General features: G+C 67.4%; 11 protein-coding genes. 8 read left to right on the top strand and 3 right to left on the bottom strand.

What is annotated here, in order from left to right:
- The first annotated feature begins 72 nt into the window (after window positions 1-72).
- Complete coding sequence (locus KZX42_RS02490) at window positions 73-1,014, top strand: YihY/virulence factor BrkB family protein (RefSeq protein ID WP_248116766.1); 942 nt, start codon at window positions 73-75, stop codon at window positions 1,012-1,014.
- Here the strand turns inward: KZX42_RS02490 and KZX42_RS02485 are convergent.
- Together KZX42_RS02485 and KZX42_RS02480 are read right to left on the bottom strand one after the other, a co-directional pair.
- Window positions 971-1,222 (bottom strand): sulfurtransferase TusA family protein, encoded by a 252-nt coding sequence (locus KZX42_RS02485; protein WP_248116764.1) that lies wholly within the window; start codon window positions 1,220-1,222, stop codon window positions 971-973. The genes KZX42_RS02490 and KZX42_RS02485 overlap by 44 nt on opposite strands.
- Window positions 1,219-1,707: a CinA family protein gene (locus KZX42_RS02480; protein WP_248116762.1), complete on the bottom strand. Its 489-nt coding sequence runs from the start codon at window positions 1,705-1,707 to the stop codon at window positions 1,219-1,221. The genes KZX42_RS02485 and KZX42_RS02480 overlap by 4 nt, the downstream gene beginning before the upstream one ends.
- Before the next feature lie 40 nt (window positions 1,708-1,747).
- Here KZX42_RS02480 and KZX42_RS02475 point away from each other — a divergent pair, with 40 nt between their 5' ends.
- Window positions 1,748-4,033 (top strand): fused MFS/spermidine synthase, encoded by a 2,286-nt coding sequence (locus tag KZX42_RS02475; protein WP_248116759.1) that lies wholly within the window; start codon window positions 1,748-1,750, stop codon window positions 4,031-4,033.
- On the opposite strand, the gene KZX42_RS02470 is transcribed toward KZX42_RS02475, so the two are convergent.
- Window positions 4,030-5,184, bottom strand: coding sequence for a bifunctional 2-C-methyl-D-erythritol 4-phosphate cytidylyltransferase/2-C-methyl-D-erythritol 2,4-cyclodiphosphate synthase (locus KZX42_RS02470; protein WP_248116757.1), 1,155 nt, complete (start codon window positions 5,182-5,184; stop codon window positions 4,030-4,032). The two genes, KZX42_RS02475 and KZX42_RS02470, sit on opposite strands and share 4 nt — an antisense overlap.
- Before the next feature lie 95 nt (window positions 5,185-5,279).
- On the opposite strand from KZX42_RS02470, the gene dusB reads away from it, so the two are divergent.
- The 6 genes from dusB to hflX all read left to right on the top strand — a co-directional run bounded on the left by dusB (window position 5,280) and on the right by hflX (window position 12,541).
- Window positions 5,280-6,335, top strand: a complete 1,056-nt coding sequence (gene dusB / locus KZX42_RS02465; protein ID WP_248116755.1) for a tRNA dihydrouridine synthase DusB — start codon at window positions 5,280-5,282, stop codon at window positions 6,333-6,335.
- The gene (locus tag KZX42_RS02460; RefSeq protein ID WP_248116753.1) at window positions 6,332-8,602 is read left to right on the top strand and encodes a PAS domain-containing sensor histidine kinase; all 2,271 of its coding nucleotides are present in this window, start codon (window positions 6,332-6,334) and stop codon (window positions 8,600-8,602) included. Before dusB ends, KZX42_RS02460 begins: the two co-directional genes overlap by 4 nt.
- A 9-nt stretch (window positions 8,603-8,611) precedes the next feature.
- Window positions 8,612-10,018, top strand: coding sequence for a sigma-54 dependent transcriptional regulator (locus KZX42_RS02455; protein ID WP_248116751.1), 1,407 nt, complete (start codon window positions 8,612-8,614; stop codon window positions 10,016-10,018).
- Entirely contained in the window at window positions 10,018-10,878 is an 861-nt protein-coding gene (locus KZX42_RS02450; protein WP_248116749.1) for a D-amino-acid transaminase, read from the top strand. The genes KZX42_RS02455 and KZX42_RS02450 overlap by 1 nt, the downstream gene beginning before the upstream one ends.
- A 103-nt stretch (window positions 10,879-10,981) precedes the next feature.
- Window positions 10,982-11,227, top strand: coding sequence for an RNA chaperone Hfq (gene hfq / locus KZX42_RS02445; protein WP_003164861.1), 246 nt, complete (start codon window positions 10,982-10,984; stop codon window positions 11,225-11,227).
- Window positions 11,228-12,541 carry a GTPase HflX gene (gene hflX, locus KZX42_RS02440; protein ID WP_248116746.1) on the top strand — a complete coding sequence of 438 codons (1,314 nt, stop codon included), beginning with the start codon at window positions 11,228-11,230 and terminating at the stop codon, window positions 12,539-12,541.
- Window positions 12,542-12,545 lie beyond the last annotated feature (4 nt).

The raw sequence follows: 12,545 nt of genomic DNA, 5'->3' as shown, positions 1-12,545 counted from the left end.
GCGGATGAGACTTTAACCGACGGCGGAATCCGCTAGGTTCCGCCGCTTGCAGTAACGGTTGTGGGGACCGGCTTGAGCGAACAGCTGACACGATCGGTGCTGAAGGCGCCCAAATTCTGGGGCGGGCTGGCGGTCAGGGCCTTCACCCGCAGTTGGGGGCGCGACGTCATGCTCTATACCGGCGGGGTGTCGTTCTTCGCCCTGCTTGCGGTGTTTCCGGCCATCGCCATCCTGATCGGATTCTACAAGCTGGGCCTGTCGATCAGCGAGGTCAGCGCCCAGGCGGCCGCCCTGTCAGACCTCTTGCCCAACGCCGCCCAGACCATATTTCAGGACGAGATCGCCCGGTTGAGCAACGCCTCAGCCCGGACCGTCTCGGCCCAGAGCGCCTTCGCCCTGTTCGTGGGCGCCTATGCGGCGCACAGGGGATTCAAGGCCTTGCTGGCCGGGTTGAACCTGATCCATGATGAGACGGAGCCGCATGGCTTCTTCAAATTCAACCTGCTGGCCTTCTTTGTGGCCGTCTTCGCCTTCGCCCTGTTCACCGTGGTGTCGGGCGCGGTGGTGACGGTACGGATCCTGGCCCATGCCTCGTCGGCGGCGGCCGAGTCGCAGGCTAAGGCAATGGCGCCGCTGGACTCCTTCCTGCCCGCCATCGGCTTGGTGATCGGGATGACGCTGCTCTATCGCTACGCCATGAGCCACCGGACGCCGGTCGCCTGGCTGCCGGCGGCGGTGGGCGGTCTGGTCGCGACGCTGATGTCGGTGGTGTCGTCGTGGCTGTGCGCCATCTATGTCGAGCAGATCGCGCCCCTGGGGGCCACCTATGGGTCGGTGGGCGCGGTGGTCGTGCTGCTGATCTGGCTGTCGTGGAACGTCAACGCCATCTTCTATGGCGGGGCCTTCGCCACGGAAATGGAGCTGGCCGCCAAGAAACAGGCCGAGTTGGAGGCCGTGCCGGCCGGCGTGGTCAATCTGTCGGAGCGTCGGGCCAGCCGCCGATCTCGATCGTAAGACGCAAGATCCCGTCGACCTCTTCTATGGCGAGGACCTTTCCGCCCTTCTGAGACATCAGGAACGGCACGTCGATCCGGGCCATCGGGTCCGTGGCCAACAGAACGAACCGGGCGCCGGGGGCGGCGTCCTGCATCGCCTTCATCAGCTTCAGGCTGGGGACCGGGCAGCGGTGGCCGCGTGCATCGACGACGACGGGATCGTTCACCCCAGCCGATCCGCCAGCAGCTCCAGCGCCACGCGCACGCTGGCCAGACGCACGGCGTCGCGGCCGATGTCGCCGAACCGCATCTCGCGGTGGACGACGCCCAAAGGCCCCGAAGCGGCGAAATGCACCAGTCCGACCGGCTTGTCCGCCGATCCGCCGCCGGGGCCGGCCACGCCGGTGACGGAGACTGAAACCTGAGCGTCAGAACGGGCCGCCGCACCCATCGCCATGGCGCGAGCAGTCGGCTGCGACACCGCGCCATGACGGGCCAGAGTTTCTTCGGGCACGTCCAACATCTGCACCTTGGCGGCGTTGCTGTAGGTGACGAAACCGCGATCCAGGGCGGCGGACGATCCGGGAACGGCCGTCAGGGCGGCGGCGACCAGGCCGCCGGTGCAGCTTTCGGCCGTTGTCAGCATCAGGCCGCGTTCCGTCGCGGTTGCGACGATCTGTTGCGCCAGGCGCTGGATGTCTTGGGGGAACATTGTCTTTTCATAGGCCGCGAACCCGGTTCTAACCAGAGGCATGACCGAGGCCGTCGAACCGCTGCATACCGCCGGCCGGAAGGCCGACCCCCTGGCGCCGATCCTGTTCGCGGTCGCCATCTTCACCTCGGCCTGTCTGGTCTTCGTGGTTCAGCCGATGGCGGCCAAGCTGATCCTGCCGACGCTGGGCGGGTCGCCGTCGGTGTGGAACGCCTCGATGGTCTTCTTCCAGACCGCGCTGCTGGCTGGATACGCCTACGCCCATCTGCTGCAGCGCCTGCCCAGCCTGAGGGCGCAGGTGGGAACGCATCTGGTTCTGCTGGCCTTGGCGGCGCTGTTCCTGCCGCTGAGGATCAGCGGGGTGTTCGGCGATCCCGATGCAACGCAGCCAGCGCTGTGGCTGTTGGCCACTCTGGCGGTTTCGATCGGCGCGCCGTTAGCGGTGCTTTCGGCGACCGCGCCCCTGTTGCAGGCCTGGTACGCGCGGGTGCGGGCGGGCCATGCGGACGGCAAGAACCCCTATGTCCTCTACGCCGCGTCCAACCTGGGCAGTTTTCTGGCGCTGTTGGCCTATCCGATCCTGATCGAACCTCTGGCCAGCCTGTCGGGGCAGCGGCTGGGGTGGAGCCTGGGCTATGGCCTGTTCGTAGCCCTGGTGATCGGCTTGGGATTGCTGGTCTGGCGCCGGCGCGAGGCCGCGGCGGCCGAGCCCGCGCCCCTGGCGGTCAGCGCGCCCATCCCGTGGCGCGAAAAAGGGATGCTGGTGCTGCTGGCGGCCGCGCCGTCCAGCCTGATGCTGGGGGTGACGGCGCATCTGACCACCGATGTGGCCTCGGCGCCCTTCCTGTGGGTGATCCCGCTGGCGCTGTATCTGCTGACCTTCGTGATCGCCTTCCAGACGCGGCCGGCCATTCCGCCGGTTCTGGCCCTGAGCGTGCAGGGCGCGATGGCGGCCGCCTTCGCGGCCCTGATCGCCTTTCGCACTGGCGAGTGGGTGCTGGTCTTTACGGTCAATCTGGCGGCTTTCTTCTTCACGGCCCTGATGTGCCATCAACGGCTGGCGGCCCGGCGGCCGCCGCCGGATCGGCTGACCGAATTCTATCTTCTGCTGTCGCTGGGCGGCGTGGTCGGCGGGGCCTTCAACGGCCTGATGGCGCCGATGGTGTTCAACATGGTCTGGGAATACCCGCTGGTCCTGGTCGCCGCCGCCTTGCTAAGGCCGTGGAGCCGGCGCGAGATGCAGCCGTGGGAGATCATGTGCGGCGTCGCCGGCGTCGTGATCGCCTTCCTGGGGCCGCTGTCGATGGAGGCGGTGCGTTACGCCCCCGACATCCGCGCGGCTGTGCCTGACGCGCAGTTGATCCGCATAGCTCAAGCTATCCTGGGCATTGCGGCCATGTTCGCCTTCCTGGTGCGAAACCGGGCGGTGATGTTCGCCGTGGTGCTGGGGGCCATCGTCTGGTCGGGCTATCACCTGGCGAGAGGCTATGACTGGGCCCTGTCGGAGCGCAGCTTCTTTGGCGTCATGCGGGTGGCCCAGATCGACGACCCGCGGATGGGGGGGCCGGTCCATGTGCTGATGCACGGCACGACCCTGCATGGGGCGCAAGCGCAAGTACCGTCGCGCCTCTGTCAGCCGACCCTGTATTACGCCACCTCCACCCCGCTGGGCCAGGCCATGTTGCAGACCCAGGCGCGTCATCTGGACGGGGCGCGGGTCGGGGTGGTCGGTCAGGGATCGGGCGCCATGGCGGCCTATAAGCGCGAGCAGGATCGGCTGACCTTCTTCGAGATCGATCCGATGGTGGACCGCCTGTCGCGCGATCCGCGCTGGTTCAGCTTCATCGACGGCTGCGCCGACGGGCCTGTACGCACAGTGATCGGCGATGCGCGCCTGACCATGGATCGAGAGCCGGCGGGGTCGTATGACCTGTTGATCATCGACGCCTTTTCCTCGGACGCCGTGCCGACGCATCTGCTGACGGTCGAGGCGATCAAGGGCTATCTGCGGCTGCTGGCGCCGGACGGGGTGGTGGTCCTGCACCTGTCGAACCGAAACCTGGAGATCACCCGGCCGGCCGAGGCGGCGGCGCAGGCGCTGGCCGCGCCCCACCTGCACCAGGTCTATCTGGAGAAATCGGAGCAGGGCCAGATGGCAGAGGCCTCGACCGAGGCCCTGCTGATCGGCAAGAGCGAGGCGGCGGTGAAGCCCTATAGCGACGACGGCCGCTGGCGCGTGCTGGACAGGACCGACGTTCGTCCGTGGACGGACGATTACGTCAATCTGTTCGGGTCGCTGGTGCGCCAGATGCGATATTCGCGCTAGCGGACGGGCATTTCCACCGCGACGACGGCCTGCGCGGCCAGACCCTCGCCCCGGCCGGTGAAGCCCAGGCCCTCGGTCGTGGTGGCCTTGACGCTGACGGCGTCCAGCGGAAGGTCCAGCAGGGCGGCGATGCGGTCGCGCATGGCCTGGCGGTGCGGCTTCACCTTGGGGCGTTCGCAGATCAGGGTGACGTCCACATTGACGATCCGCCCGCCACGCTGGGCCGTCAGTTCGGCGGCGTGGACCAGGAACTGGTCGGACGAGGCGCCCTTCCACCTGGGATCGGTCGGCGGAAAATGGTCGCCGATGTCGCCGGCCGCGATAGCGCCCAGTATGGCGTCGGTCAGGGCGTGAAGCCCGGCGTCGGCGTCGGAATGGCCGATCAGCGTCTGATCGTGCGGCACCTCGATCCCGCATAGCCAGACAGAACCGCCCGGGCCCCAGCGATGCACGTCGTAGCCCGAGCCAATGCGGGTCTGATAGCGTGGGGCGTCTTGCGACAGCAGGGCCTCGGCCATGGCGAAATCCTCGGGGAAGGTCAGTTTCAACAGGCGGGGATCGCCGGGAACCAGAACGACGCGTCCGCCCGCCCGCTGGACCACCGTGGCCTCGTCCGTCGGCGGATCGGCGTCGGTCCAGGCGGCGTAGGCGGCTTCGATCACGCCGCGCCGGAACGCCTGGGGGGTTTGTGCGCGCCATAGGTCGTCGCGGGCCACCGCCTGGGTGATCGTCCGATCCTCGGCGCGACGCAGGCTGTCGGCGAGGGCCAGGGCGGGCAGGGCGCCGTCGGCGTCGTCTAGCGCCGCGACCAGATGCGCGATGATCTGGGCGCCCAGCAGCGGACGCGCCGCGTCGTGGATCAGAATGGGTTGATCGAGGCCGCAGGTCAGCGCGGCCAGACCCGCCCGCACCGAATCGGCGCGGGCGTCGCCTCCAGCGATGGCGCGCCAGCCGTTCAGACCGTTCAGGGCGTCGGCCGCGCGGCCTTCCGCGCCCGCCGCAACGACCACGATCAGTTCGGCGGCTCCAGCGTGCAGAAGCGCCTCGGCTGACCAGCGCAGCACGGGCTTGCCGCCCAGCCGCCGCCACTGTTTGTCGCCTCCGGCCCGCGAACCGGAGCCGGCCGCGACGATGATGCCCGAAAAAGTCATGGCGGCCTTGATAGTGCGCGCCGCGACGGGGCGAAACCATCAATCGGCCGCGGTCATGCTTGACGAAGGGGGCTGTGATGCTGCGAAAGGCGCGGATGGCCAAGACCCTTCAGATCGGCGACGTGACCGTGCCCGGCCAGGTGCTGATGGCGCCGATGACGGGCGTGACCGACCTGCCGTTCCGCGTGCTGGCGTCCCGGCTGGGCGCCGCCTATGTCGCGACCGAAATGGTGGCGGCCAAGGAGTTGGCGCGCGCGCGGCCCGATGTGGTGCGGCGGGCGGCGGTCGGGGCGGGCCTGCCGCTGACGGTGATCCAACTGGTCGGACGCGACCCCGAACAGATGGCTGAGGGCGCGCGCATGGCCGAGAAGGCCGGGGCCGACATCGTCGATCTGAACTTCGGCTGTCCGGCCAAGGAGGTCACGGGCTCGGCCGCCGGTTCGGCCCTGATGCGGACGCCGGATCTGGCGTGTCGGATCATGGAAGCGGTAGTCGAGGCGACCGCGCGGCCGGTGACGGTCAAGATGCGGCTGGGCTGGGACGATGAAAGCCGCAACGCCGCCGATCTGGCAGCGCGGGCCGAGCAGATCGGGGTCAAGGCGGTGACGGTTCATGGCCGCACCCGCAAACAGTTTTATACCGGCCATGCCGATTGGGCGGCGGTGGGTGCGGTCAAGTCGGCGGTGGACATCCCCGTCATCGTCAATGGCGACATCGTTACGGCCGAGGCGGCCCGCGAGGCGTTGGCGAAGTCCGGGGCGGACGGGCTGATGCTGGGACGCGGCGTCTATGGGCGACCCTGGCTGGCGGCGCATCTGGATCGGGCGTTGAGCGACGGGGTTGATCTGGCCGAGCCCGGCCCGGAGGCTCGTCTGACTATCGTGGTGGAGCATCTGCGCGCGTCCATCGCCTTCTACGGCATGCCTCTGGGCCTGAAGATGTTCCGCAAACATCTGGGTTGGTACATCGAGCAGGCGCCGTGGCCGGCCGATCCGCAACACCGCCGCGAAGCCAAGGCAAGAATTTGCCGGTTGGATGAGCCGCAGGCCATCGAAGCCGCGATGCAAGACCTATGGCGATCGAATCGGTCGCAGATCAGCAAGTCCGTTGTTGAAAACAGGCCACAGGTAATGGAGAGTGCTGTGGCATGACGGATACGCCTTCAGCGACGACACCTTCGCCCGGCCGAACGCCGGACGACGAGTCGTTCTGGGGGTGGGTCGATACGGAACGGGCGCGGACCGGGTTCGGGGTAGCCTATTTCCTGGCCGTGGCGATCACGGCGGCGGCGATCTGGCTGGTGGCGGTGGCTCCCGGCGCTGGAGGCGGGGTGGCGCGCGGATCAAGCAGCGAAATCGCCCTGATCGTACTGGTCGCCAATCTGGTGTTGATCGCCGGGCTGGCCTTCATCGTGGGCCGTCGCGTGCTGACCTTGGCGCGCAGCACGGAAGAGGCGGGCTCGCGCCTGCACCTGCGGTTCGTGGCCCTATTCTCTATGGTGGCGCTGATCCCGTCGGTGCTGATCGCCCTGGTGTTCGGCGTACTGGTCAATCGGGGGGTGGACCAGTGGTTCAGCGAAAACGTCAGCGCTTCGGTCGACAACGGCGCCATCATCGGTCGAGCTTACGTTCGCGACGTCGCCAACTCGATGGATGCCGATCTAGTCACCATTTCGGAGCAGCTAGACAGCGCGAAGGGCCTGTTTGCGGACCGCATTCAGTTCAACGCCGCCCTGGCTCAGGTCGGCGACATCTTTCGCTATCCCGCCATCTACATCGTGAACGCCGAGGGCGAAGTTCTGGCGCGAGCTGAGCAGCTAGGCGCGCCGCCCTATCTGGCGCCGCCGCGCACTTACCTTGAAGCGGCGGCCCAGGACGGCAAGCCGCCGACCGATGTCACGCAGAACCCGGATACTGTTAGGTCGATCATCGCCTTGCCGGCGTATGGCGACGCCTTCCTCTATCTGGTCCGGCCGCTGCAAGACGGGTTGATCGCGCGGATGAACGCCTCGGACCAGTCGATCCAGGCCTATCGAGAGGCGCAGGAAAGCCGAGCGCGAATCCAGTCGGCCTTCATTCTCAGCTATCTGGAGACGGCGCTGCTGGTGCTGGTGGGCGCGGTCTGGCTGGGTATGTCGGCCGCCAGCAGCATTTCGGCTCCAATCGGACGGCTGGTCAAGGCGGCAGGCCAGATCGCGGGCGGGGACTTCACCGCGCGGGTGGACAGCGCCGGCGCCCCGGCCGAGATCGCCACCCTGTCGGACGCCTTCAACCGTATGACCGGCGATCTTCAGGGCCAGCAGAGCGCGCTGAAGGCGGCCAGCGACGAGGCGCAGGACCGCAGCCATTTCATCGAGACGGTGCTGTCGGGCGTCAGCGCCGGCGTGATCGGCCTGGATCGGCGCGGTCGGGTGTCCGCCATCAACGACAGCGCTCTGCAACTGCTGCACATCGAGGAAGCCGAGGTGCTGGGGCACGAACTGGGCGCCCTGTCGCCGGAACTGAGCGATCTGGTGCGCCGGGCGGAAGCCCATATCGAGGAAGACATCGATGTCAGCCGGGGCGGGGACACCCGGCGCCTGCGCGTTCGCATCGAGGGCGGGCAGGGGGGCGAGATGGTCCTGACCTTCGACGATATCACCCGCCTGGTCACGGCCCAGCGCAACGCCGCCTGGCGCGACGTGGCCCGTCGCATCGCCCATGAGATCAAGAACCCGCTGACGCCGATCCAGCTGTCGGCCGAGCGGCTGAAGCGCAAATACCGCGCGCGCATCGGCGAGGATGTCGAGATCTTCGACCGCTGCACCGACACCATCATCCGCCAGGTCGGAGATATCGGCCGGATGGTGGATGAGTTCTCATCCTTCGCCCGAATGCCGGCGCCGCGCTTCGCCCCGTCGAACCCGTCGGAGATGTTGCGCGAGGCGGTGTTCGCCCAGCGGGTCGCGGCGCCGGACATCGTGGTGGATATCGTGGAGCCGCTGCCGCCGGTCGTGCTGGAAAGTGACGGACGGATGGTGGGGCAGGCCCTGCTGAACATCCTGAAGAACGCCGGCGAATCCGTCGCGGCGCGGCGGGCGGCGGCGGGCGAGGATGCAGCGTCGGACGATCCCGGCGTCATCGCCTCGCTGGTGGTCGAGGATGGCCACGCGACCTTTGTGATTGAGGACGACGGGGTGGGTTTGCCGGCGCGCGACCGCGACCGTCTGACCGAACCCTATGTGACCACGCGCGAAAAGGGCACGGGCCTGGGCCTGGCCATTGTCAAACGCATTTGCGAGGACCACGGCGGCGAGTTGAAGCTGGCCGACGCTCAGACGCTGCGTGGCGCCCGCGTGTGCATGATCTTTCCCCTGAACCCCCACGGCAAGGCCGGCGACGGCGTGGAGCGCAGGCTCCAGACCGTCGCCGCCGAATAGCGAGGCAAGATGCGACCTACCGGTTCCGACATTCTGGTCGTCGACGACGAAGCCGACATCCGCGACCTGGTCTCCGGCCTTCTAGAGGACGAAGGCCACGCGGTGCGCGTCGCGGCCAACTCCGACGAGGCCCTGGCCGCGATCCGGGCCAGGAAGCCCTCGCTGGCGATTCTGGATATCTGGATGCAGGGCGGGGGGCTGGACGGGCTGGAGTTGCTGGAGGTGGTCAAGGAACTCGACCCCGACCTGCCCGTGGTTATGATTTCGGGACACGGCAACATCGAGACGGCGGTGACGGCGCTGAAGCGCGGGGCCTATGACTTTATCGAAAAGCCGTTCAAGTCGGATCGATTGGTGGTGGTGGTGGAGCGCGCCATCGAGGCGGCGACGCTGAAGCGCGAGAACCGCCGCTTGCGCGCCCAGACCATGACGCCGTCTGGCCTGATCGGCCGGTCGCAGGCGGCTCAGGCGCTGCGTAGCACCATCGCCAAGGTGGCCCAGGCCAACAGCCGCGTCCTGATCTCAGGCCCCGCCGGATCGGGCAAGGAGCTGGTCGCGCGCCAGATTCATGAAGGCAGCCCGCGCGCGCGGGCCGAGTTCGTGGCCATTTCCGCCGCCGGCATGACGCCGGAACGTCTGGACGTCGAGCTGTTTGGCGAGGAGGGACAGGACGGTCGGCCGCGCAAGATCGGCGTGTTCGAACGCGCCCACAACGGGACGCTGTATCTGGACGAGATCAGCGACATGCCGCGCGAGAGCCAGAGCCGCATTCTGCGCGTCCTGGTCGATCAGCGGTTCCGCCGCGTCGGCGGCGAGCAGGATGTGCAGGTCGATGTCCGCGTCGTGACCTCGACCTCGCGCGACCTGAAGTCGGAGATCGCCGAAGGGCGGTTCCGCGAGGACCTGTTCCATCGCCTGAACGTGGTGCCGATCCGCGTGCCGGCCCTGTCGGAGCGACGTGAGGACATCGCCGAACTGGTGGAATATTTCGTGGACACCATCAGCGCCTCTCAAGGCCTGCCTAGACGGATCGTCGGCGACGATGCGGTGGCGGTGCTGCAGGTTCATCCCTGGCCCGGCAACATCCGTCAACTGCGCAACAATATCGAACGGTTGCTGATCCTGGCGACCGGCGATCCAGCTGAGACGATCACGGCTGACATGCTGCCGCAGGAGGTGGCGACATCGAACGGCGGGGGGGCGAACCTGGGCGGTGAGCGCACCATCGCCCTGCCGTTGCGCGAGGCGCGCGAGGTTTTCGAGAGAGAATATCTGGCGGCCCAGATCATGCGGTTCGGCGGCAATATCTCGCGCACCGCCGCCTTCATCGGCATGGAGCGTTCGGCCCTGCACCGGAAGTTGAAGTCCCTAGGCGTGTCCCCTGCACGGGGCGGGGAAGAGGACGAACCGGCCTGATGTCGCGCGTCGCCTACGTCAACGGCGCCTATAGGCCGCATGGGCAGGCGGTGGTGCATATCGAGGATCGCGGGTTTCAGTTCGCCGACGGGGTCTATGAGGTCTGGTCGGTGATGGACGGTCGTCTGGCCGATTTCGACGGCCATATGGCGCGGCTGAACCGCAGCCTAGAGGCGCTGAAGATCGAGATCCCGATGACGGCGGCGGCGCTGGGTCTGGTGTTGCGCGAGACGGTTCGACGCAATCTGGTGCGCGAGGGCATCGTCTATCTGCAGGTTACGCGGGGCACGGCGGCGCGCGACCATGCCTTTCCGAGCGACGCGGCGCCCAGCGTGATCGTGACGGCCAAGCCAGTCGACCGTGCGCGTGGCCAGGCGATGGCGGCGAAGGGCGCAGCGGGCGTAACACAACCCGACATCCGCTGGGGCCGCTGCGACATCAAGACCGTGGGACTGCTGCCCAATGTGCTGGCCAAACAGGCCGCACGCGAACGCGGCGCCTACGAATGTCTGATGTACGATGATATGGGTCTGGTGACCGAGGGCGCATCGACCAACGCGTGGATCGTCGACGAAGAGGGCCGTCTCCGCACACGCGACACCCAGGGCAATATTCTGCGCGGGATCACTCGCGAAGCGGTGCTGAAGCTGGTCGCGGCCGAGGGCATCGCCCTGGACGAACGCCCCTTCTCGGTCGAGGAGGCCAAACGCGCGCGCGAGGTGTTCGTCACCGCCGCCAGCGCCTTCGTCATGCCGCTGATTTCGCTGGACGGCGTGACGATCAGCGACGGCAAGCCGGGCCCGGTCGCGACGCGTCTGCGCGACGTTTATCTTGAACAGGCGCGCAGAGAGGCCATTTAGGCCGTTGCCCCTGCGGGCGGCCGGCGGCTAAGGTCGCGGCCGGCCGCATCGGCCCCGCGCCGGTCAATCGGCGACGAACAACGAAGAACAGGAAAAACCTGCCATGTCGCAAGACAAACGCCAGAACCTTCAGGACACCTTCCTCAACTCGGTCCGCAAGACCAAGACGCCGCTGACCATATTCCTGGTCAATGGGGTCAAGTTGCAGGGCATTGTGACCTGGTTCGACAACTTCTGTGTGCTGCTGCGCCGCGATGGCCAGTCCCAGCTGGTGTACAAGCACGCCATCTCCACCATCATGCCGTCCGCGCCCGTGCAACTGTACGAGCCCGACGCCGAAGAAGACTGATTGACCCAAAAATTGATCGACCACGCCGTCCCGCTGATCCGGGCGGTCGTCCTCCATCCCGACCGACGCTCCGACAGCCCGCGGCTGGCGAGCGAGCGCCTTGAGGAAGCGGCGGGCCTCGCCCGCGCGCTGGATCTCGACGTGCGCGCCGAGGAGATCGTGCGGCTGCGCGGGACCACGCCTGCGACCTTGTTCGGGTCCGGCAAGGTCGAGGAACTGGCCGCCCTGGTGCGCGCCGCTGAGGCCGAGGCGGTCATCGTCGACGACGCCCTGACCCCGGTTCAGCAGCGCAATCTGGAAAAGGCGTGGGAGGTGAAGGTCATCGACCGCACCGGCCTGATCCTCGAAATCTTCGGTCGCCGGGCGCGGACGAAGGAAGGCCGTCTGCAGGTCGAACTGGCGCGACTGGATTACGAGCGTTCACGTCTGGTGCGGACCTGGACCCACCTTGAACGGCAACGCGGCGGCACCGGCTCGACCGGCGGCCCCGGCGAAACCCAGATCGAACTGGACCGGCGCCTAATCGCCGACCGGATCGTGCGGTTGAAGGCCGAGTTGGAAGAGGTGCGCCGCACGCGCGGCCTGCACCGCAAACAGCGCCAGAAGGTTCCTTTCCCGACCATCGCCCTGGTCGGATACACCAATGCGGGCAAGTCGACGCTGTTCAACCGGCTGACGGGATCGGAGGTCTTCGCCAAGGACCTGTTGTTCGCGACGCTGGACACGACCCAGCGCACGATCCGCCTGCCGCAGGGCCGCCCGGCCATCGTGGCGGACACCGTCGGCTTCATCTCTGACCTGCCGCACGAACTGGTCGAAAGCTTCCGCGCTACTTTGGAAGAGGTCGGTGAAGCCGATCTGATCCTCCACGTTCGCGACATCGCTTCCACCGATAGCGACGCCCAGGCCAAGGACGTCGAGGCGGTGCTGAAACAGATCGAGACGCCCGAGGGCAAGACCCGCCGGGTGCTGGAGGTCTGGAACAAGATCGACCTGCTGGACGACGAGACGCGCGAGGCCGTGCTGGGTCAGGCCGAACGCCTGGCCAAGGAAGGCGAGGCGGTCGCCGTGTCCGCCTGGACGGGCGAGGGGATCGAGCCTCTGCGCCAGGCAATCACCGGCCTGATCGACGACGACCCGGAAACCCAGGTGACGCTGGCGCCGCATCAGGGAGAGGCGCTGGCCTGGCTGTATGAACACGGTCGGGTGACGACGCGCGATACGGATGAGCTTGGCCGCACTCATGTCACGGTGCGGCTGCATCCGGGGGCGCTTGGACGATTCGAGCGTCTGTATCCCGATCTGGCCGGTTAAGTCC

Origin of the sequence: Brevundimonas sp. EYE_349, from assembly GCF_023147505.1 — a bacterium.
Classification (GTDB): domain Bacteria; phylum Pseudomonadota; class Alphaproteobacteria; order Caulobacterales; family Caulobacteraceae; genus Brevundimonas.
The sequence above is the reverse complement of the archived record's forward strand: the minus strand, read 5'-3'. Positions and strand labels throughout refer to the sequence as shown.